We start from the raw sequence: 23283 nt of genomic DNA, 5'->3' as shown, positions 1-23283 counted from the left end.
GAAGCGCACGGAGGGCAGGGCAGTTGAACATCGCACCGACGGCCGCGATGCCAACGTGCGGATCGGGGCCGATATCGACTGCGTGACGCCGTCCCTCCGGTGTGCCCCGGTCGTCGACCTTTCATGCGTGCCGCGCGGCTGTCATGAGGCGACGGTAATGCCGACGCGCAGGCATGCCCTTTGCGATCGACCTCCCAGCCCCGCCATCACGGGCATCGACGGTTTGTTACGCCGCCGCCGCTCGAAGCGCGAGTGCTTTCATTTGTCTTTCGTCTTCGTTTCGCCCGAAATCCGATTCGCGACGTTCACATTTCTGGCCCATACTGTTCTGCACGGGCAGATGAAGTGTCGCCGCACCAGCGGCCCGGCGCGCGCGCCGGCTGCCCGACGACGCAGCATTGAAGGTCGCACGTCAGCCGCGCGCATCCGAGCGCAAGGCTTTCCTTTTTCCGGCAACGCAACGCAGCGAATCGCGACGTGGACGGTAAACCGATGAGCCTCCTTGCATCCCAGCTTCAGCGCCGTTATCAGGACGTGCGCGCCCATAGCGTCGCGTTGACGGCGACGCTGTCCGCCGAAGACCAGGCCGTGCAGTCGATGCCCGACGCGAGTCCGGTGAAATGGCATCTCGCGCATACGACCTGGTTCTTCGAAACCGTCGTACTGATGCGCCGCGTGCGCGGTTACGCGCCGTTCGACGACGCGTTCCAGTTCCTCTTCAATTCCTATTACGAAGCGCTCGGCCCGCGCCATCCGCGGCCGCAGCGCGGGCTGCTCACGCGTCCGTCGCTCGACGAGGTGCATGCGTACCGTCAGTACGTCGACGACGCGATGCTGCGCGCGCTCGACGGCGCCGATCCGACGATGCTCGCCACGATCGCGCCCGAGATCGAACTCGGCCTGCATCACGAACAGCAGCATCAGGAGCTGATCGTCACGGACATGCTGCATGCGTTCTCGTGCAACCCGCTGAAGCCCGCGTTCCGGCCGCGCAATGGCACCGACGGGCATGCGGCCCTGGCCGCGGGCGATGCCGGCCCGTTGCGCTGGCTGCAACAGCCGGGCGGACTCGTCGAGATCGGCCACGACGGCGACACGTTCTCGTTCGACAACGAACGGCCGCGCCATACGGCGCTCGTGCGTCCGTTCGAGATCGCGAACCGTCTCGTGACGAATGCGGAATTCGCGTCCTTCATCGCGGACGGCGGCTACGCACGCCCTGAATACTGGTTGTCGGACGGCTGGGCGACGGTGCAGCGGGAAGGGTGGCGCGGGCCCGCTTACTGGATTTCCGACGACGACGGTGAGCCGGAAACCGTACACGCATGGCGCGCGTTCGGTCTGCACGGCGTGGAGCCGCTCGCGCCCGATGCGCCCGTGTGTCACGTGAGCTTCTACGAAGCGGCCGCGTACGCGGAGTGGGCCGGCGCACGCCTGCCGACTGAATTCGAATGGGAAGCCGCAGTCGGCGCGGACGGTATTCAGCAGATGCTCGGGCACGTGTGGCAATGGACGCGTTCGTCCTACGAGCCGTATCCGGGCTTTCGGCCGCTCGCGGGAGTCGCCGCCGAATACAACGGCAAGTTCATGGTGGGCCAGCAGGTCCTGCGCGGCAGCAGCATCGCGACGCCGCCGGGGCACGAACGGCCGACGTACCGCAATTTCTTTCCGCCGGCCGCGCGCTGGCAATTCACGGGAGTGCGACTTGCGCGAGACGTCTGATCTGACGGCCACGAGCGGTGGCCTGCAACCCGCCCGCGATTCGCGGCCGAGCGCGTTCGAGCGCGATCTGATCGACGGACTGTCGCGCACGCCGCGCAGCATTTCGCCGAAATACTTCTACGATGCGGCCGGCTCGGCGTTGTTCGACCGCATCTGCGAGTTGCCCGAGTACTACCCGACACGCACGGAACTCGGCATCCTGCGCAATCGCGCGGCCGAGATCGTGCGGCGCGTCGGCCCGCATGCGGACATCGTCGAATTCGGCGCGGGCTCGCTCGAGAAGATCCGCGTGCTGCTCGACGCGTGTGCGGACAACTACGCGAACGCGCCGGCGCGCTACGTGCCGATCGACATCTCGGCCGATTACCTGCACGGCGCCGCCGCGCGGCTGCGTGCCGCGTATCCGTGGCTCGACGTCGCGCCGATCGCGGCCGACTACACGAAGGCCGAGCAACTGGCCGAACTGACGGAGACACCGCGCCGGCGCATCGGCTTCTTCCCCGGCTCGACGATCGGCAACTTCTCGCCGGAGGAAGCCGACGCGTTCCTGCGCGACGCCGCGCGGCTGTTGCGCGGCGGCGGCCTGCTGGTCGGCGTGGATCTCGTGAAGGACGCGCGCACGCTGCATCGCGCGTACAACGACGCACAAGGCGTGACCGCGCGGTTCAACCTGAACCTGCTCGCCCGTGCGAACGCCGAGCTCGGCGCGGACTTCGATCTCGACGCGTTCTCGCATTACGCGTTTTACGACCGGGAACGGCAGCGCATCGAGATGCATCTCGTCAGCGATATCGCGCAAGCGGTGCACGTGCGTGGCCACGCATTCCGCTTCGAGGCGGGCGAGCACATCCACACGGAGAACTCGCACAAGTTCACGATCGACGGCTTCCATGCGATCGCGCGCCGGGCGGGCTTCGAGCCCGACACCGTGTGGACCGACGCGGACAATCTGTTCAGCGTGCACTGGCTGCGCAGCGTCGACGATATCCGCGCGTGACGTCGTTCGATCGGCGCGCACGGCGTGCGTCGCCGGCGCGCTTTTCGGCAAAAATTCCCGCCTTGGCCGATTCGATGCGCCGTCGCAACGGCGTGTCGAATCGCCCGCCACCCTTGTCCTGCAAGGCTTTGCGCCTCCCCGTAAACGTCCGTTACCGGTCTCGCAGACCGGTTTCACCTGTGTCGGCGCCCCGTGCCTAGACTCCGAACCGTAGTCACATGACGCACGACACGTGCAGGGAGTCGCGAAATGAGCAAGAAACTTATCCTCGGTGCAGTTCTCGGTGTAGCGGCGCTGGCAGCTTCGGGTGTCGCATCGGCCCATGTCGACCTGTCGGTCGGGATCGGTGTGCCGGGCGTTTATGAGGCGCCGGCGCCGGTCTATGTGGCGCCGCCTCCGCCGGTGATGTACGCGCCGGTGGGTTACCGCGACGACGACTGGCGTGCGCGTCAATGGCGTGAACACGAGTGGCGTCGCCGTGAATGGCGCGAGCACGAGTGGCGCGAGCGCGCCTGGCGTGACGGCGACGGCTGGCGCGGCCGCTGGAACTGAACCGGGCGACCGGCTCACGAGAATACTGATCACGACGACAAGAGGAGAGTGATCGCATGATGCCCATTCGACACATCAGGTCGTGCGCGGCGGCCGCCGTCGTTGCGCTCGCAACGATCGGCAGCGCGCACGCGGCGGGCTGCATGAAGGGCGCGGTGGTGGGCGGCGTCGCTGGCCACTACGCGGGACATCACGCCGTGGTCGGCGCGGTCGGTGGCTGCATCGTCGGCCACCACATGGCGAAGAAGCACGAGCAGGAGGTGGCGGCGCAGCGCAAGGCCGCCGCGCAGGGCGTGCAGCCGGCGCAGTAAGCGCGCACAACGGCGGAAACGGCGAGACGGTGCCACGGTGCCGTTCCCGCCTTTCATCTCCCTTCGTCCGACGACGGCCGGCCACGCAGTCCGCTCGCGCATCCGGCATGTCGCACATTGATCTGACGAATGCGCATCTCGCGCACCGTTACGATCATTTACAACGTCGAGTCGCGCGGAAACCGCGAGTTCCTAGAATGCAATCATTCGAACACGCTCCAGGGAGCAAACAATGAAAACGCAACGATATCTGTCCGTACTGGCCGCCGCGCTCCTCGCACTCGGTGCCGTTTCCGCGAATGCGGCAGCCGGCGGCAATGGTGGTGGTGGCGGCAACGGTGGTGGTCACGGTGCCGGCGGCATGGGTGGCAACGCGGGCGGCATGTCCGCCGGCCACATGAGCGGCGAAGCACTGAGCAATTCGAACAGCGTGCACGCGGGCGACCGCGACAAGGGCCTCGCACGCGCAGCCGACCGCTCCGACACGATCGCCGATCGTGCAGGCACGCAGCCGGGTCACGGTCACGCACATACGCACGGCCATACCGCGCATGCGTCGACATCCACGCATCACGCACATCGCAACGCATTCGGCCGCACGCTGTAACTGCGGCGCACGCATGTGGAGAAAGGGCGCTTCGGCGCCCTTTTTCGTTGCGGGGAGAAAACGGAGGTGCTGCGCACCGCGATCGCATCGACCCCGATTTGCAACCAGCCGTAACCACACGCGCGAACCCGCTAGGATACGAATCGCTTTCATCCGTATGACAAGCGGATTCATCGCAGCCGGATCGATGAAACGAAAAAAAGGGCGGCTCGTCGCCGCCCTTCGTTTCAGCGTCCCGCGCCCGCCAGCGGCGCGACGGCTGTGACCGGCTCGAACAACGCATCGGCCTGCCTGACGCGCACGAATCGCGCGGCCTCTCCGCCGTCCACCAGCGCACGGAAATGCGCCTCGCCGCACACGAGCTTCGCGCGCTCGTGCTCGCTCGTCACGTCGCCGTCGGCATTCGGCGTATCGACGACGAAATACAGCCGCTCGCCGCCGTCCTGCTCCGCGAGCACCGCCCAGTCCGGGTGATAGCTGCCGAGCGGCGTCGGCACGCGGAACCACGCGGGCAGCTTCGCGTACAGCTTCACGCCGTCGTGCGCTTCGAGCGCATCGGCGAACGCACGCTCCGCGTCGGTCTCGCACACGACGGCCTCGTGGATCGACTTCCGCGCATCGGGCCGCAGATTGCGCAGATAGCCGGTCAGCGCCTCGCTTTCGAACGACTCGAGCGCATGCACGTGGCGTTCGCCGAGCTTGCGGTACGCGATGCCCGCAACTAGCGCAAGCCGCTTGCAGCGGTTGATCGCCTCGGCGGCCAGCGCGATGAACTGCTGCGGATTCACGCGGAAATCGTCGAGCCGGCCGCTGTCGGCCAGGATCGTCGCGAGCGAGCGGCGCGTGAGCTGCGTGCGGTCCTGCAGTTCGGTGAGCAGGTCAGGCAGCGGCAACTCGCCTTCGTCGATCAGCACCGTGCCGGCGCCCGCCACCTCGATCGCCTCGATGCCGGCCTTGCCGATGTCGATCTCGGCCTTGCGCCATTGCAGCCGTGCGCGCGCGATGTCCGGCGCGTCGCGCAGCGCGGCCGTGCAATCGCGCACGAGCTTCGCGTTGTCGAACTCGACGCTGTACACGGTGCGATGGCGGATGCGGTCCCACAACGCGCGGAAGTCGTCGCCGAACACGACGGCCTTGCCCGAAGCATCGCGCCGCAACGCGATCGCGCGACGCTCGTCCGCATTGCGCACCGCGAAGCGGCCCGACAGCTTGCGCAGCGTCGCGACGATCGGCGCGCGCAGCGTCTCGAACGCGACGGGCAGCACGAGCGCGCTCTGGCGCAGCGCATCCTTGAGCCGATCGAGCACCTTGCCCTGTGCGTCGACGTAGCCCTGCTCATGCAGATGCGTCCACAGCACGCGCGACAGCTCGATGCCGAGTGCGTGCGCGGGCCCGTCGCCTTCCTGCACCGGCAGCGCCGCGAACTGGTGTTCCTCGACGATCCCGAAGCGAATGCCCGTATCGGCCTCGATTTCCTTCTGCAGGTTCTCCGCGAACGACTCGTAGCGCTCGGTCGCGATCACGGTGAGCGTGTTGACGCCCGGGTCGCGCACGCGTTCGCCGTCCTGGTCGACCGCGAGGCGCAGCCCGCGGCCGAGCGTCTGGCGACGCTCGCGTTCGGTCTGGATGTCGCGCAGCGTGCAGATCTGGAACACGTTCGGGTTGTCCCAGCCTTCCTTCAGCGCCGAATGCGAGAAGATGAACTTCAGCGGCGTGTCGAACGACAGCAGCGCTTCCTTCTCGCGCATGATGAGGCCGTACGCGCGCTCCGCGTTCTCGCGCGCCGCGGCGCTGCTTTCGCTCGTGTCGGTCCAGCCGCCCTTGCGGTCGATCGAGAAGTAGCCGTTATGTGCGCGCTCGACTTCGAGCGCGACGTCGACGCCGTCGAACAGCGCGCGGTAGGCCGGCACGCGCGCCGCGCGCGCGTATTCCTCTTCGAAGATCAACGCGTAGTCGCCCTTCACGGGCATCCCGTTTTCGTCGTAGCGGCGATAGCGCTCGACCGAATCGACGAAGAACAGCGACAGCACCTTCACGCCGCGCTCGGCCAGGCGCAATTCCTTGTCGAGATGCTCGCGGATCGTGCGGCGGATCATCTCGCGCTGCACGGCGAGCGTGTCGATGTCGCCGAACGCCTCGCCGAGCGACAGGAACGCCTCGCCTTCCGGATGGCGCAGCTCGACGTATTCGGCACCCTTCACCGCATGCACCTCGCCGATTCGCAGCCCCGCGTACAGCGCGCGCCTGGTCAGGCGTTCGAGATCGTCGCCGTCGGTCGCCGACACGATCTGGCGCTTCACGCCGGCCGCGGTCGCGACGTCGAGCTCGATGCGCGCGCTGATCGCGCCGCGCCGGTTCGACACGCCGACGAGCCGCACGTACGGCTTGTTGTGCGCATCCTCGACGATCGCCGACGCGATCTCGATCTGCTTGACGAGCTTGCGCTCGTACGCGTCGACCGCGTCGAGCCGGTACACCATGTGGTGGCGGTCGACGTGCGTCGCCGAATAGCGCAGCGTGCAGAGCGGCGCCATCGCGGCGAGCGCTTCGCGCCCGCGCCCCTCGAGCCCGCCGTCGACGCTTTGCGGCTCGTCGACGATCACGATCGGCCGCGTCGCGCGGATCAGGTCGATCGGCTTCTCGCCGCCGGTCTTCTCGCTGTCCTTGTAGAGGTTGTTGATCTCTTTCTTGTTGATCGCGGCGACCGTCATCACCATGATCTGGATCGCCGCGCTCGCCGCGAAGTGGCGCACCTGGCCGAGCTTCGCGGAGTCGTACAGAAAGTAGTCGTACGGCACGCCCGCGTACAGCGCGCGGAAATGGTCCTCGGTGATCGAAAGCGTCTTGTGCACGCCTTCCTTGATCGCGATCGACGGCACGACGATCACGAACTTCGTGAAGCCGTAGCGGCGGTTCAGCTCGAAGATCGTGCGCAGATACACGTAGGTCTTGCCGGTGCCGGTCTCCATCTCGACGGTGAAGTCGCGCGAGCCGGGCAAGCCGGACGGCGGCAGCCCGCCGCGCAACTGCACGTCGGCGAGATTGCGCGCGAGCGCGTCGTCGGTCAGCGACAGCCGGTTGCCGACGCCTTGCTCCGACACCGCGAAGCCGAGCGAGCCTTGCGCGGCGGCCGTCGTGCCGGGCGCGGCGTTCGCGAGCACGCTGAAGTCGCCGCGATACGATTCCTGGCCGCGAAACAGGTCGCAGACGGCGTCGATCGCCTCGCGCTGATAGTCGAGATCCGCTTCGAAATGCAGCCGCATCACAGGCTCCGCACGCGCTTCACGCCGTGCTGTTCGAGCAGCGCGGCGAGATTGAGCTTCGCGACGTCGTCGACGAAGCCGCTGTCGCGGAACAGGCACGTGACGTCGCGCGTCGCGCCGGTCGCGTCGAGCAGCTCGACGATGCCGTCGGCGAGCGGGCCCGCGTCGTCGCGCGAAATGCGCGCATCGAAGCACGCGACGATCGAGCGGCCGATCAGGTGCACGGTCTTGCCCGCGACCTGGTGATGCCCGACCGGCGTGCACAGGTCGAGGCCGAGCTTCAGCGTCAGCTCGGCGAGCAGGTCGTCCTCGCTGCGGCCGGTCTTCACGTGCTCGACGGACGCGAAGAGCGCGTGGTCGAAGTCGTCGCGGCGCGGGTCCCACTCGATCACGTTGGTCGTGTCGAGCCGGTACACGCGGAAACCGAGGTCGCCATAGCTTTCCGGATAGTCGCGCGCGACCTGCTGCGCGGTGCGGCGCAGGCGCTCCTTCGTGATTTCCGCGAGCGTCAGCGGCTTCTTCAGCTTCGCGCAGAAATCGGCGGCCGCCAGCTGCGTCTTGTCGCGGCGGTCGAGCGCCTCGGGCAGCTGCACGAGGATGTAGCGGCGCGCGCCGCCGTCGGTCGCGTTCACCTGCATCACCGCGTGGCCGGTCGAGCCGGAGCCGGCGAAGCAGTCGAGCACGATGTCGTCGCCGCGCGTGCACCAGCCGATCACGGCCGCCGCGAAATCGACCGGCTTCGGCTGGTCGAACGGGATGCCGAGCGTCTTCAGCAGCGCGTCGTCGGAGCCGGCGAACGGCAGCACCGACGGCACGTTCTCGTACATGTTCTCGTCGAGGTAGTAGATCCGCTGCGGCTGCGTGGTTTCGTCCGGACCGAATTCGATCTGGCCGCGCTCGATCAGCGCCTGCATCGTCGCGGGCGGGTTGCGCCAGCCGCGCGCCGGCATCGCGCACGGCTTGCCGGTGACCGGGTGGATCAGCGGCGTGAAATACTCTTCCGGCGCCTTCTTCTTGTTCGGCCACGCCATCGACACGAGGCGGTACACGCGCCCGTCGGCCGACAGCCGGTCGTACATCACCTCGCCGCCCGACAGGTTGGTCTGCGCCTTCATCCACGCGCGGTAGGCCTTTTGCGCGTCCTTCGCGTTGCCGCTGCGGTACACCGCGTCGTGCGCGGCATCCAGCATGCGCTGCGCGTTGCGCTTCGGGCGCTTCAGCGGCGCCTGCTCGAGCAGCGTCTCGGCGTTGCGCGCGAACAGCACCAGCGATTCGTGCTGGTACGCGACGCCGCGCGCATCGCCTTTCGGGTTGCGCTTGTCCCACACGGCGACGCCGAGCTCGTTCTCCTCGCCGAAGATCTCGCGCAGCATCAGCACGAGCGCGTGCACTTCATGCTCGTCGATGTGCACGGCGATCAGCCCTTCGTCGGACAGCAGCGCGTGCGCGAGCTTCAGGCGCGGATACATCATGTTCAGCCAGTCGGTGTGGAACCGGCCGTTCGCCTCGGTGTTGGTGCTGCGCTTCACGCCGCCGTCGGTCTGGCCCGTCATCGCCAGGTAGTGGCGGATGCTGTCGCTGAAGTCGTCCGGATAGACGAAATCGCTGCCAGTGTTGTACGGCGGGTCGATGTAGACGAGCTTCACCTTGCCCGCGTAGCTCTTGTGCAGCAGCTTCATCACGTCGAGGTTGTCGCCCTCGATCACGAGATGGCGCGTGTCGTCCCACGCGACGCTGTCGCCGGGGCACGGACGCAGCGTGCCCGTCGACGGCGTGAGCGCGGCCTGGCGCGCGCTGCGCTTGCCGTGCCAGTGGAAGCCGTAGCGCTCGTCGGCGTCGCCGACGGTGCGCTCGCCGACCAGCGCCTTCAGCACGTCGACGTCGACCGACGCGCCGTCCGGGCCTTCGGTCACGAGTTCGGGGAACAGCGCCTTCAGGCGCGCGACGTTGTCGGCGGTGAAATCCGTCGACATCGCCTGCGGGCTCGCCGCATCGAGTTTCTGCATCGTTTTTTCCATCGGAGCCCGGCCGCGTGCGCCAGGACGTCGGGCGCACTCACGGCACCGGCGGCAATGGCCACCCGGGCAAACCCGAAACGCTAGCGAGTCGGTCGGCGCAGGTCAAGCACCGATGTGAGGCGATCGTGCGTGCATCGGCCGCGATCGCCCGTCCCGTGGGCCGCAAGCGGCTTCGGGCCGGTTGTCGCGGCGCCGGCCGACCGCCGTGTCGCGGGGGCCCCGCACGGGCCGAAAAACGACGAAAAAAAGGGCACGGTCGGCGCAATGCGCCGGCGTGCCCGCATGGAGAATCCCGAACGAAGTGCACGGCGGGGCGCGGCGCGCCCCGGCCGCGGGGTCAGAAGCGCGTGCGGATGCCCGAGGTCAGTTCGAGCTGGTTCTTCGCGCCGAACGTCGACGACACCTTGTAGCCGCCATGCAGCTTCATATAGTCGCCGGCCAGATACACCTCGGTGCGCTTGCTCAGGTGGTAGAACACCGACCCGTAGATCGTCTCCTTGAAGCCGTTGCCGACGCCATTGGTCAGGCTGAATGCGCCGAGGTTCGCGTTCGGCGTGAAGCCGTCGGCGTTGTACGCGGCGTTCTTGACGCGCATCTGCTGATAACCGAGCTCGTAATCGAGCGCGCCCTTCGGCGCGATCTTCATCGACACGGTCCACGAATCGTCGTGGCGCTGGCCGAGCGAGCCCTGGTCGCCGTTGTAGCGGAAGTAGCCGGCATTCAGGCGCACGATGCTGAACGAGTAGTCGCCGCCGACCGAGAACGTCTGGTTCCTGAAGCCGTTGTGGTTCACGTGGTTGTAGAAGCCCGACACGGCGAACGGCCCGCCGTTGTAGCCGAGCGCGACCTGGTATGCGGAGCCGGTCGCGAACGAGGTCGAGTTGCTGAACTGGTAGCCGGCGCTCGCGAAGATGCCGTTGCTGAACAGCTTCTTCCACGCGAGGCCGTTGTTGTAGCGCGTGCCGGTCGGGCCGGCCGCGTAGAAGATCATCTGCTTGAAGTTGTTCGAGTTGGTCCAGCCGCCTTCCTCGGTCGTGAGCTTCGCGGAACCGTACGCGTCGCCGTAGATCGCCGATGCGTCGCGCGCGATCGTATTCTGGAAGCCGGCCGTCAGCTTGCCGAAGCGCTCGTCCTCGACGCCAACCCACGCGTCGCGGTCGAAGATCTGGCCTTCGTCTTCCATCTGGCCGTTCGCGACCACGAATTCGCTTTCGAGGCGGAAGATGATCTTCGTGCCGCCGCCGATGTCCTCGGCGCCTCGCAGGCCCCAGCGGCTGCCGCTGAACCACGGTTCGCCCTCGTTGCCCATGCCGATCACATGATTGCCGTTCGCGTCGGCGTGGGTCCGGTAGGTCGGAAAGCTCAGGTCCATCAGGCCATAGAGCTGCACGCTCGACTGCGCGTGCGCCTGGGTGCCGGCGCACAGGCCTGCCGCCGCGATGGAAAGGGCAAGGGTTTTTCGTTTCAAGATCGTCTCCTCCGAGCTGCCGCATTGAAATCTGTTTGTTGGCAGTACGTAATGTATGCCAGCTGTTGCCGACCACAGCGAGGGGGCCGACATGTAGCATCGTAGAGGGTGGAATCCTTCACGCCGCTTTCCCGGAGGAAAGAATCGGATCGGTGAAAACACCGAACGCGCAACAATCGCGAATCGGGCAGGCGGCCCGCGGGCTGCGAAGACGTTACGTGCTACGAATCGACGCCGGAGGCGGGGCCGTCAGTCCTGCGCGTTCTTCTCGCGCAGGATGTAGCCGAGCCCGCGCAGCGTGATGATTTCGGCCGTGCTGCCCGCGAGATGCTTGCGCAGCCGGTGGATATAGATGTCGATCGCATCCGCGCTCGGTTCGTCGTCGAGGGCGAACACGCTGTCCATCAGCCGCGCCTTCGATACCGTCTTGTTTTGCTGCAGCATCAGCGTTTCGAGAATCGCATGCTCGCGGCGGCGCAGCGCGAGCACCGCGTCGCCGCAACGGAATTCGCGCGTGCCGAACGCATAGACGAGATCGCCGCATACGAGCTGCGTCGTGCCCACACCGGCCTGCCGGCGGATCAGCGCGCGGATCCGCGCGACCAGTTCGCGCGATTCGAACGGCTTGACCACGTAGTCGTCGGCACCCGCGCCGAAGCAGTCGACCTTGTCGTCGACCGAGCCGTGCGCGGTCAGCATCAGCACCGGCACGTTGTCGTTGCGGCGCCGCAATCGCGCGAGCACTTCCTTGCCGCTGATGCCGGGCAGCCGCATGTCGAGCAGCACCGCGTCGTAGCGTTCGGTCTTCAGTACCGTGTCCGCGCGTTCGCCGTCGCCGACGCAGTCGACCGCGAAATCCTCGCCGCGCAGCAGGTTCACGATCCAGTGCGCGAGTTCGGCGTTGTCTTCGACCAGCAGGAGTTTCATGGCGACTTCTCTTCAGGCGTATGCGGGCAGCCGCACGGTCACGACGATACCGCGATTGCCGGGCCCCGGTGCGAGCGACGCGCTGCCGCCGTGCGCCTGCGCGATCTCGCGGACGATCGCGAGGCCCAGGCCCGAGCCTTCGGTGTCGGCCGACACGCGGTAGAACCGCTTGAACACGTGCGGCCGCGCTTCGGCCGGAATGCCGGGGCCGTTGTCGACCACGTCGAGCACGACGGCGTCGCCGTCGCGCTGCGCGGCGACCGTCACGCAGCCGCCCGGTTGCGTATAGCGCACCGCGTTGTCGACGAGGTTCATCACCAGCGCGGTCAGCAGGCTGTCGCTGCCCGCGACGTCGAGCCGTTCGCCGAGATCGGCGCCGAGGTCGATGTCGCGCTGCTGCGCGAGCACGATCGTTTCCTCCAACACGCTCGATACGACGGCGGCGAGATCGACGCGATGCGTGAGCAGCGTCGACGGCGTCGCTTCCGCGTGCGCGAGCAGCAGCAGCTTGTCGGTCACGTCGGCCATCTTGCGGCTGCTGCGCTGCATGCTGTCGAGCACCGACGCGAGTTCCCCGTCGTTGTGCTCGCGCTGCCGCGCGTACTGGATCTGCGTATCGAGCACGGCGATCGGCGTGCGCAACTGGTGCGCGGCGTCGGCGATGAAGCGGCGCTGCGTGGCCGTGTGCGTATTGAGCCGCGCGATGCACTGGTTGATCGCGTCGACGATCGGCCGCAGCTCGTGCTGGAGCCGCTCCGGGCGAATCGGCTCCAGCTCCATCGGCCCGCGGTCGGCGACGTCGTCCTTCAGCTTCATCAGCGGGCGCAGCTCGAGCGTGAGGCCGAGATAGACGAGCACGACCGCGAGCACCAGCATCAGCGACAGGCGCACGAGCTGCGGCCGCCAGATCGTCGCGACCATCGCATCGTGCGAGCGCGTCGTTTTCGCGACGATCACCGTGACCGTCTCGATCTTGCCCTCGTTGTACAGCTGGCGGTCGTAGACCACCGCGCGCAGCGGCACGTCGTCGAGCGTCGTGTCGTACAGCGTCGGCTCGATGCCGTGCCGCTCGGGCAGGGCGAGCGCCGGATTGCCGGCGAGCAGCCGCTCGCGGCTGTCGATCACCTTGTAGTAGACCGAATCAGCCGACGGCGACTCGAAGATCTCCAGCGCGGCAGGCGGCACGTCGGCCGCGAGATAGCCGTCGCGCCATTCGACGTCCTCGCCGATCGTGCGCGCGGACGCGACGAGCGCGCTGTCCTGCACGAGCCCGGCCGTGGTCCGCGCTGTGTCGTACGACATCGCGCCCGCGATCAGCACGAACACCGCGAGCGGCAGCAGCAGCCACCACAAGAGCCGCCCGCGCAGGCTGTGCGCCATTCCTTCTCCTCAATGCCGAACCGCGCCGGGGCAACCGGCGCGGTTCGGGCGTGTGATCCGATGCGTGCGCTGCTCAGAACGCGGCGGGGCGCCACTTGAGCAGACGCTTCTCGAGCCAAGTCAGCAGATAGTCGGCGGCCAGCGCGACCACGGCCAGCACGATCATCGCCGCGAACACGCCGCTCGCGTTGAACGCGCCCTGGGCGGTGGAGATTAGCAGGCCGATGCCCTGCTTGGAACCCAGGAATTCGCCGACGACCGCACCGACCAGCGCGAAGCCGAAGCTCACGTGCAGGCTCGCGAGAATCCACGAGAGCGCGGACGGGATCACGACCGACGTGGTGATCTGCCGGCGCGACGCGCCGAGGATCTGCGCGTTCGCGATCAGGTAGCGGTCGGCTTCGCGCACGCCCTGGAACGCGTTGCCGAACACGACGAAGAACACCATCACGACGGCCAGCGCGATCTTCGATGCCATCCCGAGGCCGAGCGCGATCACGAACACCGAGCCCAGCACGACGCGCGGGATCGAGTTCGCGATCTGGATGTACAGGCCGAACACGTCGGCCATCAGCTTGTTGCGGCCGAGCACGATCCCGCAGATCACGCCGGCGACCGAGCCGATCAGGAAGCCGATCGTGGTTTCCTCGAGCGTCACCCAGACCTGCGTGAGCAGCGGCCCCTGCGACGTGCCGTTGACGAACCAGTCCTGGATCTGCGCGAAGATCAGCGTCGGCTGCGAGAAGAAGAACGAATCGATCCACTTGAGCCGCGCGGCGAGTTCCCAGCCGCCCAGCACGACGACGAGCACGGCGATCCGCAGGCCGATGATCAGTTGCCGGCGGCGGCGCAGCCGGGTTTGAGCGGCGCGCGACTCGTCCTCGAGCGACGTTGCCGGAATGGCGGTGGGGGGAAGCGTCATATCGGTCATGCTCCTGTCCTGTCCTTGCTGCTGTCAGCCGATCTGCACTTCTTCGCGCAGGTCGTGCCAGATGTCCTTGGAAATTTCGATGAAGCGCGTGTCGTAGCGAATCTCCGACGTGACGCGCGGGCGCGGCAGGTCGATCTCGTACACGCGCTTGAGCGTCGCGGGGCGTGCGGTCAGCACGAACACGCGGTCGGCGAGCGCGATCGCCTCCTCGAGGTCGTGCGTGACGAACACGACCGAGCCCTTGTTCGCGGACCACAACTGCAGCAGCTCGTCCTGCATCAGCGTGCGCGTCTGCATGTCGAGCGCCGAGAACGGCTCGTCCATCAGCAGGATTTCCGGCTGGTTGATGAAGGTCTGCGCGAGCGCGACGCGCTTGCGCATCCCGCCGGAGAGCTGATGCGGGTAGTGCTTCGTGAACTTGTCGAGGCCGACCTTGCGGATCCATTCCTCGGCCTGCGCGTACGCGACGTCCTTCGAGCGGCCGCGAAACAGCGGGCCCGCCGCGACGTTGTCGATCACGTTGCGCCACGGGAATACCGCGTCGGCCTGGAACACGAAGCCGATGCGCGGGTCGATCCCGTCGACCGGGCGGCCCATCACGCGTACCTCGCCCGACGCCGGCTTGAGCAGGCCGGTGATGAGGTTCAGCGTGGTCGACTTGCCGCAGCCGGTCGGCCCGACGATCGCGATGAACTCGCCGCGCGCGACGTTCATGCTGAAGTCGCGCAGCGCGACGGTGGCCTTGCCTTCCGGCGAAATGAAGCGGCACGACACATTGCGAAACTCGATCGCCGGTGTGCTCGGGGAAACTGCCTGATTCATCGCATTCGTCCTGCGGGTGAGGAGGGCGCCGCATCGTGGCGACGCCGGGCCGGTCAACCGGGCCGGAACGGGGAACGCGCGGCGGCGGGATCGCCGCCGCCGGCGCCTGTATCGCTCTCGATTACTTCGCGTTCACGAAATCGTTGGTGTAGGTGCGCGCCAGGTCGATGTGCTTGCCCTTCACCGACGGGTTGAACGCCGACAGCACCTTCAGCACGGTTGCCGGGCCGTCGGCCGGCATCTTCGCGTCGGCCGTGTACATCGGCAGCGACGCCTTCAGCGCGGACACATACAGCGCCTTGTCCTTCTGATAGTCGGCCGGCATCTTCGCGGCGATTTCCTCCGCGCTGTGCGTGTGGATGAACTGCATCGTCTTCGCGAACGCGTGCGCGAGCTTGGTCGCTTCGGCCTTGTGCGAATCGGCCCACGCCGACTGCACGTACAGGCTCGCGGCCGGATAGGTGCCGCCGAGCGCGGCGCGCGTGCCTTCCAGCGTGCGCAGGTCGACCAGCACCTTCGCGTCGCCCATCTTCTCGAGCGCGGACACCGTCGGCTCGGTCGTCATCCCGGCGTCGATGCGGCCCTGCTTGATCGCGGCGATGAAGCTCGCGTCGGCGCCGACCGGCAGCATCGTGTACTGCGTCGACGGCACGCCGTGCTGCAGCGCGAGGTATTGCGTGAGGAAGCTCGTCGACGAGCCGAGGCCCGTCACGCCGAGCGTCTTGCCTTTCGCGTCGGCCATCGACTTGAAGGTGGGGGCGGCCTTGGTCGACACCATCTCGACCTCGCCCGGCACCTGGCCGAACACGGCGATCGCCTTCACTTCCTTGCCTTTGCTCTGCAGGTCGATCGTATGGTCGTAGAAGCCGACGACGCCCTGCACGGCGCCCGCCAGCAGCTCGTTCTCGGCATCGACGCCGGCCGGCTGCGACAGCAGTTCGACGTCGAGCCCTTCCGCCTTGAAGTAGCCGAGCTCCTGCGTGAGCCGCGCGGGCAGGTAGATCAGCTTGGCGATCCCGCCGACCATGATCGTGACCTTGCCGCCGTCGTCGGCGAAGGCGGGGTGAGCGGCGAGCGCGCAGCTCAGGCTGGCTGCAACGGCGAGGGTGCGCAGGATGGGTCGCATCGGGGTCGTCTCCTTCGTTGTATTCGTTTGGCGCGATGCTTGCTGCATCGTCCTGACGAGTATAGGGAGGCGAAACCTTCCGCTACCTTTCGCGGTCCGGCGATTCCTTTAGGGGTTTTCCAGCAATCGGGGGCTCAAGCGGCCTACCGCCACCCCACCAGCACCCGCCCCATCGCATCCAGCCCCATGTCGAACAGGTGCGCCACGAACGGCACGAGGTTCGGGATCATCAGTTGCACGAGCAACAGCCCGACCAGCATCGTCACCGGAAAGCCGATCTGGAAGATGCCGATCTGCGGCGCCGCGCGGTTCAGGATCCCGAGCGCGAGGTTCGCGATCAGCAGCGCCGCGACCACCGGCAGCGCGAGCAGCAGCCCCATCTCGAACACGGTCGCGCCGAACGCGGCGAGCGTGCGCCAGCCGGGCGCGTGCAGCAGGTCGGCCGACACCGGCAGCGACTGGAACGACGCGGCCAGCGCCGCGAATACCTGCAGGTGGCCGTCCACGGCAAGGAACGCGAGCATCGCGATCGCGTTCAGGAAACGGCCCATCGCCGGCGTCGCGCCGTTCGAATGCGGGTCGAAGAAGGTCGCGAAACCGAGCCCCATCGACAGGCCGATGAAGTCGCCGGCCGCCTCGACGGCCGCGAACACGATCTGCATCGTGAAGCCCATCGCCACGCCGATCAGAAACTGCGTGACGACGATCCAGATGCCCTGCGCCGAGAACACGGTGACGGCCGGCATCGCGCCGAGCGTCGGCGCGACGACCAGCGCCATGAACGCGGCGATGCCGATCTTCACGCGCACGGGCACGGCCGCGTGGCCGATCACGGGCGCCGTCGCGATGAGCGCGAGCATCCGCACGAACGGCCACAGGAAAGCCGTCAGCCAGCCGTTGAGCTGCGCGTAGGTGACCGAGAACATCGCGGCGGTACGGAGCCTGGCGTGCCGCTCAGCCGGCGCCGAGCGTCGCGACGTGCAGCAGCGTCTGCCGCAGGTAGTCGAGCATCGTCGTCAGCATCCACGGGCCGGCGATCACGAGCGTCGCGGCCACCGCGAGCAGCTTCGGGATGAACGACAGCGTCGATTCGTTGATCTGCGTCGCGGCCTGGAACAGGCTCACGACAAGGCCGACCGCGAGCGCGACCAGCAGCAGCGGGGCGGCCAGCAGCAAGCCGACCATCATCGCCTGGTGCGCCAGCGTCATCACTTGTTCGGGCGTCATCGCGCGCTTCCTCCGCTTACGTGAAGCTCTGCGCGAGCGAGCCGATCAGCAGCTGCCAGCCGTCGACGAGCACGAACAGCATCAGCTTGAACGGCAGCGACACGGTGGACGGCGACACCATCATCATCCCCATCGACATCAGCACGCTCGCGACGACCATGTCGATGATCAGGAACGGGATGAAGATCGTGAAGCCGATCTGGAAACCGGTCTTCAGCTCGCTCGTGACGAACGCGGGGACCAGCAGCGACAGCGGCACGTCTTCCGGGCCCTGCATCGGCGCGGCTTTCGAAATCTTCGCGAACAGCGCGAGATCGGTCTCGCGAGTCTGCTTCAGCATGAAGCTCTTGAACGGCGCGACGCCGCGCTGCACGGCCTGCTCCATCGGCATCGCGCCGTCGGAGAACGGCTTGTAGCCGTCGGCGTACGCGCGGTCGAGCACCGGCGACATCACGAAGAAGGTGAGGAACATCGCGAGGCCGACCAGCACCTGGTTCGGCGGCGTCGTCGCGGTGCCGAGCGCCTGGCGCAGCAGCGACAGCACGATGATGATGCGCGTGAAGCTCGTCATCATCAGCAGCATCGCCGGCAGAAACGACAGCATCGTGAGCAGCAGCATCGTCTGCACGCTCAGCGAATAGGTGGTGCCGCCGTTCGGGCCCGGGCTCGTGTTGAACGCGGGCAGGCCGGCCGCCTGCGCGCATGCGAGCGCGGGGGCGAGGCCGAGGATCAGCACGGGCGCGAAGCGCGCCGCGTGACGCAGGAATTCGTGTTTCATCGAGATGCGAATACGGAAAGAGGGCGCGACGCCATGTCAGCGGTCCTTGCCGCGCCCGAAGCGCTTCGCGGCTTCGCCCGCGAGCGCATCGCGAAACCGCGCGCCGAACGTGCCGGGCTGGCCGCGTTCGTCCGATGCGACGCCGGCGGGGGCGTCGGCCGAAGCCGGCGCCGTCGTGACCGCCGCCGAGCCGGCCGGCAGCGTATGCAGCAGCCGCACGTTGCCCGGCGCGACGCCGAGCACGAGCCAGGTATCGCCGATCTCGACGATCGTCGCGCTTTCCTTCGCGCCGAGCCCGACGCTCGACACGACCTTCAGCGGGCCGCCGCGCCGCGCGGGCTGGAACCCGAAGCGGCGCGCGAGCCACGCGCAGCCGAACACGAGGCCGATCACGACCGCGAGCCCGACGAGCGTCTGCAGCACCGCGCCGACGCCGAGCGACGGCACGGCCGAGCCGACCGTCACGCTCGACGCGATGGCGCCGGCGTTGTTCACCGCGTTCATGTCGGCGGCGCCGGCCGGCGCGCATACGAACGACGCGGCGATGGCCAGCGTCGCCACGCTCGGCAAAAGGCGCGCGCCGCGGCCGGACTTCACGACGTTCACCGATTCAGCTTCCGGATGCGTTCGGCCGGCGTGATGATGTCGGTCAGCCGGATGCCGAACTTGTCGTTGACGACCACGACCTCGCCCTGCGCGATCAGGCAGCCGTTCACGAGCACGTCCATCGGCTCGCCGGCGAGGCCGTCGAGTTCGACGACCGAACCCTGCGCGAGCTGCAGCAAATTGCGGATCGCGATCTTCGTGCGGCCGAGTTCCACGGTCATCTTGACCGGGATGTCGAGAATCATCTCGATGTCGTTGTGCGTCGAGCTGGCGGCGGCCTTCGACAGCGGCTGGAACACGCCGGCACCGGTCGCGCCCGCCTGCACCGGCTGCTGGTTCTGCTCGGCCAGCGCGGCGGCCCAGTCGTCCAGGCTCGACTCTTCTTCCGCCGCGGCGGGGGCCGCCGGCACGGCCGCGGCCGATTCCGCGAGCGCCGCGTCGGCGAGCGCCTGCGGGTCGAGTTCGGGCGTCGGGTTCAGCTCACTCATATCCACCTTCCTTCATCGTGTCGCCCGCGCTGATCATCTTCTGCACGCGCAACGCATATTGACCATTGAAAATGCCGTAGCCGCATTCCATCACCGGCACGCCGTCGACCTTCGCGGTGATCGTGTCCTCGATCTCCAGCGGCAGCACGTCGCCCGCACGCAGGTTCAGGATCTTCTCGAAGGTCGACGGGATCTCGGCGAGATTCGCGCTCAGCTCGACCTCGGCCGACTGCACCTGCTGCGACAGCACGCGCACCCAGCGGCGGTCGACCTCGAGCGCCTCGCCCTGGATCGGCGACGCGAGCACGTCGCGGATCGGCTCGACCATCGAGTACGGCATGCAGATGTGCAGCGTGCCGCCCGTCGGCCCGAACTCGATCGAGAACTGCGTGACGATCACGATCTCGTTCGGCGTCGCGACGTTCGCGAACTGCGTATGCATCTCCGAGCGCACGAATTCGAACTGCAGCGGCCGCACGCTCTTCCACGCGGTCGTGTAGTGCTCGAACACCAGGTTCAGCAGCTTGCCGATGATCCGCTGCTCGGTGGCCGTGAAGTCGCGGCCCTCGACGCGCGTGTGAAAGCGCCCGTCGCCGCCGAACAGGTTGTCGACGACGAAGAACACGAGGTTCGGGTCGAACACGAACAGCGACGTGCCGCGCAGCGGCTTCACGTGCACCAGGTTCAGGTTCGTCGGGATCGGCAGGTTGCGGGTGAACTCGCTGTACTTCTGCACCTTCACCTGGCTCACGGAGATTTCCGCCGTGCGCCGCATGAAGTTGAAGATGCCGATCCGCAAGAGGCGCGCGAAGCGGTCGTTGATGATCTCGAGGCCGGGCATCCGGCCGCGGACGATCCGCTCCTGCGTCGCGATGTTGTAGGGGCGGACGCCCGACGTGTCGCGCTGCTCGTCGACTGAATCGGTTTCGCCCGTGACGCCCTTGAGGAGGGCGTCGACCTCCTCCTGGGACATGAACTCCTGGTGGCCCATGCGCGCTCCTTGTCCGGCCGCGTTATTGGACGACGAATTCGGTGAACAGCACGTCGTCGACCTTCGCGCGCTGGTTGCCCGGCTGCGTCGGCTGTTCGATCAGCTCCCGCAGTTCCGTCGCGAGCGAACGCTTGCCGTCCGGCGTCGCGAGATCCTCGGGATGCTTGTTCGACAGCGCGAGCAGGATCCGGCTGCGGATCTCCGGCATGCGCGCGGTCAGCTGCTCCTGCGCCTTCGGGTCGGTGAGCTTCAGCGACAGGCCGACGCGCAGGTAGTGCTGCACGCCGTCGTCCGACTGCAGGTTGACGGTCAATGGGTCGAGCGGGAAGAACACCGGCGCGGCAAGCGGCGCGGGTTCGGCGGGCGCGCTCGCATGGCCGACGCCTGCCTTGCTCAGGAACACGTACATGCCGCCCGCGGCGGCGGCGGCCGCGCCCAGCGCGATGACGGCGATGAGCGCGATGCGCTTGAACTTGCCGGACGAAGCCGGCTTGTCGGCGGTCGGGTTTGCAGTCGTGGAGGCCATGTGAATGCGTGCGTGATGTCTCGTAGCATGCATTGTTCGGCATCCGGGCCGAGCCCGATGGGCGGAAAAGAGGGGGGAATTGCGGCTATCTCAGCCGATTGTCGGGCGGGTGTCGGCTCGATGCAGGGCGGGAACGGCGGGGCGAGGCGCGGCCGGCGGGCGCCGGGGCTGCGCGGCGGAGCGGGCTGGCGGCGGCGCCCACCCGCGCGGTGTCAGATCGGCAACAGCGACAAGAGCGGCGCGATCAGCACCATCGCGACGCCAGCGATCATCATCGTGAGGCTCGACACGACGCCTTCCTCGCTGCCGATCTCGCGCGCCTTCGCGGTGCCCACGCCGTGGGCGGCGGCGCCGAACAGCGCGCCGCGCGCGAGCCGCGTGCGCATCGGCACCAGCGCCAGCACGATTTCGCCGAGCAGCATCCCGCAGATGCCGGTCGCGATCACGAAGAGGGCGGTGAGGTCCTTCGGGGCATGGATCTTGTCGGATACGGCCAGCGCGAACGGGGTCGAGACCGAGCGCGTCATCAGCGAGCGTTGCAGCTCGGGCGACAGGTGCAGCAGCTTCGCGAGCAGCAGCGACCCGCACACGCCCGCGCCGATCCCGACCGCGACGCCGACCGACAGCGACAGCCAGTGGCGGCGGATCAGGTCGCGGTACTCGTAGATCGGCACCGCGAACGCGATCGTCGCCGGGCCGAGCAGCCACATCAGCCAGCGCGTGTCGCGGAAATAGACCGAATACGGGATGCCGGTCAGCAGGACCAGCAGCACCAGCACGCCGGGCACGAACACGAGCGGCGAGAACAGCAGCGTCTTCCTGTACGCGTAAAGCCGCTTCGACACAAAATACAGGACGACCGTCAGCACGAAGCAGCCGACGGAAATCGCGGTATTCACCTGGTCGGCGGACAGGTTCGACAGCAGCGCAGGCATTCCAGGCTCCGGCTCAGTGGGCGGACACGGTGGCGAGGCGCGCGCGGCGGCGCTCGGCGAACACGCGCTGCGCGGCGAGCCGGCGTTCGAGCTTCGCGGCGAGGTCGACCGCCACCGCCACCGCGACCATCACGAAGGCGGTGCCGGCGAGCATGACCAGCGCGATGCGCCAGCCGTCCTCGCGGAACAGCCCGCCATACTGGACGGCCGCGACGGCGGCCGGCACGAAGAACAGCAGCATGTCGGACAGCAGCCAGTTCGCGCCGTCCTTGACCCACGCGGGCGCGACGCGGCCCGAAAACAGTAGCGCGAGCAGCACCGCGAGGCCGATCACGCCGGACGGCACCGGCAGCCCGACCGCGCGTACCGTCCAGTCGACGGCCATCCACAGCACGCCGAGCGCGGTGGCCTGAAGCACGATCCGGCCCGTACGCGCAACGTTGCCCGAAGCGGCGGGGCGGGCGGCGGCAGTGGCAGTCGGCTGGGTCATGGCGGGCTCCATACAGATGTTTCGTCGATGGTGTGAGTATAGGGTTTCCCCTAACCATAAATAAAATGACTTGTCTCTATCCTTATCATTCCAATTCGGAATTCAGTTTGTGTTCGCTGCACCAACCTGGGGAGTGATCGATGGAATTGCGCGCGCTGCGGTACTTCGTCGAGGTGGTCCGTCAGCAGAGTTTCACGGCGGCCGCCGACCGGCTGTTCGTCACGCAGCCGACCATCAGCAAGATGGTGAAGGCGCTCGAGGACGAAATCGGCTCGCCGCTGCTGCTGCGTGACGGCCGGCAGATGGTGCTGACCGACGCGGGGCGGATCGTGTTCCAGCGCGGCCAGGACGTGCTCGCCGCGCAGGCGCAGCTGCAGTCGGAGCTGAAGGATCTCGGCACGCTCGGGCGCGGCGAGCTGACGATCGGCATTCCGCCGCTCGGCGGGTCGCTGTTCACGCCGATCATCGCCGCGTACAAGCAGCGCTATCCGAACATCGAGCTGAAGCTGTTCGAGCAGGGCGCGCGGATGATCGAGGCCGCGCTGATGTCGGGCGAGCTCGAGCTCGGCGGGCTGCTGGAGCCGGTCGATCCCGCCACGTTCGAGCGGTTGCCGATGGTGCGCGCGCCGCTGTGGCTCGTCGCGCCGCGCGAGTCGCGCTGGGAGGACCACAAGGCCGTGCCGCTCGCCGATCTCGCGCGCGAGTCGTTCGTGTTCTACGCGGAGAGCCTCGCGCTGCACGATGCGGTGCTCGACGCGTGCCGGCAGGCCGGCTTCACGCCGTCGATCGTGAGCCGCAGCGGACACTGGGATTTCATGGCGGCCCTCGTGCACGCGGGCGTCGGCATCGCGCTGTTGCCGGAGCCGTACTGCCGGCGGCTCGACGCGCGGCAGTTCACGTGCCGGCCGATCGTCGAGCCGGAAATCACGTGGGCGATCGCGCTCGGCTGGCTGAAGAAGGGTTACCTGTCGCACGCGGCGCGTGCATGGCTCGAGGTCGCGCGGGCGACGCTGCCGATCGCGTCGGGCGACGATCTGGCGTTCGGCGGATTGCTGGCGCGGGAGTGAGACCCACCGCCGGGATGGAAGCGGAGCGGGCCGGCGCCGGCGCGGCCCGCC

23 protein-coding genes are annotated in these 23283 nt (G+C 67.7%); 6 read left to right on the top strand and 17 right to left on the bottom strand.

Annotation, left to right across the window (positions count from 1 at the left end):
• The first annotated feature begins 492 nt into the window (after nt 1-492).
• The 5 genes from egtB (at nt 493) to WS49_RS18180 (ending at nt 4189) form a co-directional block, all read left to right on the top strand.
• On the top strand, nt 493-1722 hold the full coding sequence (gene egtB / locus WS49_RS18200; RefSeq protein WP_059531374.1) for an ergothioneine biosynthesis protein EgtB: 1230 nt from the start codon (nt 493-495) through the stop codon (nt 1720-1722).
• Nucleotides 1706-2719 carry an L-histidine N(alpha)-methyltransferase gene (gene egtD, locus WS49_RS18195; protein WP_059531371.1) on the top strand — a complete coding sequence of 338 codons (1014 nt, stop codon included), beginning with the start codon at nt 1706-1708 and terminating at the stop codon, nt 2717-2719. Before egtB ends, egtD begins: the two co-directional genes overlap by 17 nt.
• A 249-nt stretch (nt 2720-2968) precedes the next feature.
• Nucleotides 2969-3271: a hypothetical protein gene (locus WS49_RS18190; protein WP_059531368.1), complete on the top strand. Its 303-nt coding sequence runs from the start codon at nt 2969-2971 to the stop codon at nt 3269-3271.
• Between the two features lie 56 nt (nt 3272-3327).
• Nucleotides 3328-3582, top strand: a complete 255-nt coding sequence (locus tag WS49_RS18185; RefSeq protein ID WP_059531365.1) for a hypothetical protein — start codon at nt 3328-3330, stop codon at nt 3580-3582.
• Nucleotides 3583-3814: 232 nt separating this feature from the next.
• Nucleotides 3815-4189 carry a hypothetical protein gene (locus tag WS49_RS18180; RefSeq protein WP_059531362.1) on the top strand — a complete coding sequence of 125 codons (375 nt, stop codon included), beginning with the start codon at nt 3815-3817 and terminating at the stop codon, nt 4187-4189.
• A 227-nt stretch (nt 4190-4416) separates the two neighbouring features.
• Here WS49_RS18180 and WS49_RS18175 read toward each other — a convergent pair whose 3' ends face one another.
• The 17 genes from WS49_RS18175 to WS49_RS18095 all read right to left on the bottom strand — a co-directional run bounded on the left by WS49_RS18175 (nt 4417) and on the right by WS49_RS18095 (nt 22165).
• Nucleotides 4417-7452: a type III restriction-modification system endonuclease gene (locus tag WS49_RS18175; protein WP_059531359.1), complete on the bottom strand. Its 3036-nt coding sequence runs from the start codon at nt 7450-7452 to the stop codon at nt 4417-4419.
• Nucleotides 7452-9458, bottom strand: coding sequence for a site-specific DNA-methyltransferase (locus WS49_RS18170; RefSeq protein ID WP_257127693.1), 2007 nt, complete (start codon nt 9456-9458; stop codon nt 7452-7454). The genes WS49_RS18175 and WS49_RS18170 overlap by 1 nt, the downstream gene beginning before the upstream one ends.
• Nucleotides 9459-9807: 349 nt before the next feature.
• Nucleotides 9808-10938 (bottom strand): porin, encoded by a 1131-nt coding sequence (locus WS49_RS18165; RefSeq protein ID WP_059531353.1) that lies wholly within the window; start codon nt 10936-10938, stop codon nt 9808-9810.
• 249 nt (nt 10939-11187) lie between these two features.
• On the bottom strand, nt 11188-11865 hold the full coding sequence (locus tag WS49_RS18160; RefSeq protein ID WP_059531350.1) for a response regulator: 678 nt from the start codon (nt 11863-11865) through the stop codon (nt 11188-11190).
• A gap of 12 nt (nt 11866-11877) precedes the next feature.
• Complete coding sequence (locus WS49_RS18155; RefSeq protein ID WP_059531347.1) at nt 11878-13245, bottom strand: sensor histidine kinase; 1368 nt, start codon at nt 13243-13245, stop codon at nt 11878-11880.
• Nucleotides 13246-13318: 73 nt separating this feature from the next.
• Nucleotides 13319-14176, bottom strand: a complete 858-nt coding sequence (locus WS49_RS18150; RefSeq protein ID WP_107938093.1) for an ABC transporter permease — start codon at nt 14174-14176, stop codon at nt 13319-13321.
• A gap of 24 nt (nt 14177-14200) precedes the next feature.
• Nucleotides 14201-14998 (bottom strand): ABC transporter ATP-binding protein, encoded by a 798-nt coding sequence (locus WS49_RS18145; RefSeq protein ID WP_059531344.1) that lies wholly within the window; start codon nt 14996-14998, stop codon nt 14201-14203.
• A 121-nt stretch (nt 14999-15119) separates the two neighbouring features.
• Complete coding sequence (locus WS49_RS18140; RefSeq protein WP_059531428.1) at nt 15120-16124, bottom strand: ABC transporter substrate-binding protein; 1005 nt, start codon at nt 16122-16124, stop codon at nt 15120-15122.
• Between the two features lie 143 nt (nt 16125-16267).
• Nucleotides 16268-17050 (bottom strand): flagellar biosynthetic protein FliR, encoded by a 783-nt coding sequence (fliR, locus tag WS49_RS18135; protein WP_059531343.1) that lies wholly within the window; start codon nt 17048-17050, stop codon nt 16268-16270.
• Between the two features lie 28 nt (nt 17051-17078).
• Nucleotides 17079-17351 (bottom strand): flagellar biosynthesis protein FliQ, encoded by a 273-nt coding sequence (fliQ, locus tag WS49_RS18130; protein ID WP_006750427.1) that lies wholly within the window; start codon nt 17349-17351, stop codon nt 17079-17081.
• A gap of 16 nt (nt 17352-17367) precedes the next feature.
• Nucleotides 17368-18129 carry a flagellar type III secretion system pore protein FliP gene (gene fliP, locus WS49_RS18125; RefSeq protein ID WP_059465943.1) on the bottom strand — a complete coding sequence of 254 codons (762 nt, stop codon included), beginning with the start codon at nt 18127-18129 and terminating at the stop codon, nt 17368-17370.
• A gap of 36 nt (nt 18130-18165) precedes the next feature.
• Nucleotides 18166-18735 carry a flagellar biosynthetic protein FliO gene (gene fliO / locus WS49_RS18120; RefSeq protein WP_059531340.1) on the bottom strand — a complete coding sequence of 190 codons (570 nt, stop codon included), beginning with the start codon at nt 18733-18735 and terminating at the stop codon, nt 18166-18168.
• Complete coding sequence (gene fliN / locus WS49_RS18115) at nt 18732-19223, bottom strand: flagellar motor switch protein FliN (RefSeq protein WP_059531336.1); 492 nt, start codon at nt 19221-19223, stop codon at nt 18732-18734. The genes fliO and fliN overlap by 4 nt, the downstream gene beginning before the upstream one ends.
• On the bottom strand, nt 19216-20214 hold the full coding sequence (gene fliM / locus WS49_RS18110; protein ID WP_059531334.1) for a flagellar motor switch protein FliM: 999 nt from the start codon (nt 20212-20214) through the stop codon (nt 19216-19218). Before fliM ends, fliN begins: the two co-directional genes overlap by 8 nt.
• 22 nt (nt 20215-20236) lie before the next feature.
• The gene (gene fliL, locus WS49_RS18105) at nt 20237-20773 is read right to left on the bottom strand and encodes a flagellar basal body-associated protein FliL (protein ID WP_059531331.1); all 537 of its coding nucleotides are present in this window, start codon (nt 20771-20773) and stop codon (nt 20237-20239) included.
• Nucleotides 20774-20952: 179 nt separating this feature from the next.
• Entirely contained in the window at nt 20953-21675 is a 723-nt protein-coding gene (locus WS49_RS18100; protein ID WP_059531328.1) for an LrgB family protein, read from the bottom strand.
• 13 nt (nt 21676-21688) lie between these two features.
• Nucleotides 21689-22165 carry a CidA/LrgA family protein gene (locus tag WS49_RS18095; RefSeq protein ID WP_059531325.1) on the bottom strand — a complete coding sequence of 159 codons (477 nt, stop codon included), beginning with the start codon at nt 22163-22165 and terminating at the stop codon, nt 21689-21691.
• 140 nt (nt 22166-22305) lie between these two features.
• Here WS49_RS18095 and WS49_RS18090 point away from each other — a divergent pair, with 140 nt between their 5' ends.
• Nucleotides 22306-23232, top strand: a complete 927-nt coding sequence (locus tag WS49_RS18090; protein WP_059531322.1) for a LysR family transcriptional regulator — start codon at nt 22306-22308, stop codon at nt 23230-23232.
• Nucleotides 23233-23283: the final 51 nt, after the last annotated feature.

The organism is Burkholderia sp. RF7-non_BP4 (assembly GCF_001521935.1).
GTDB lineage: Bacteria > Pseudomonadota > Gammaproteobacteria > Burkholderiales > Burkholderiaceae > Burkholderia > Burkholderia diffusa.
Note: the sequence above shows the minus strand (reverse complement) of the source record. Positions and strands in the feature narration are given on the sequence as shown.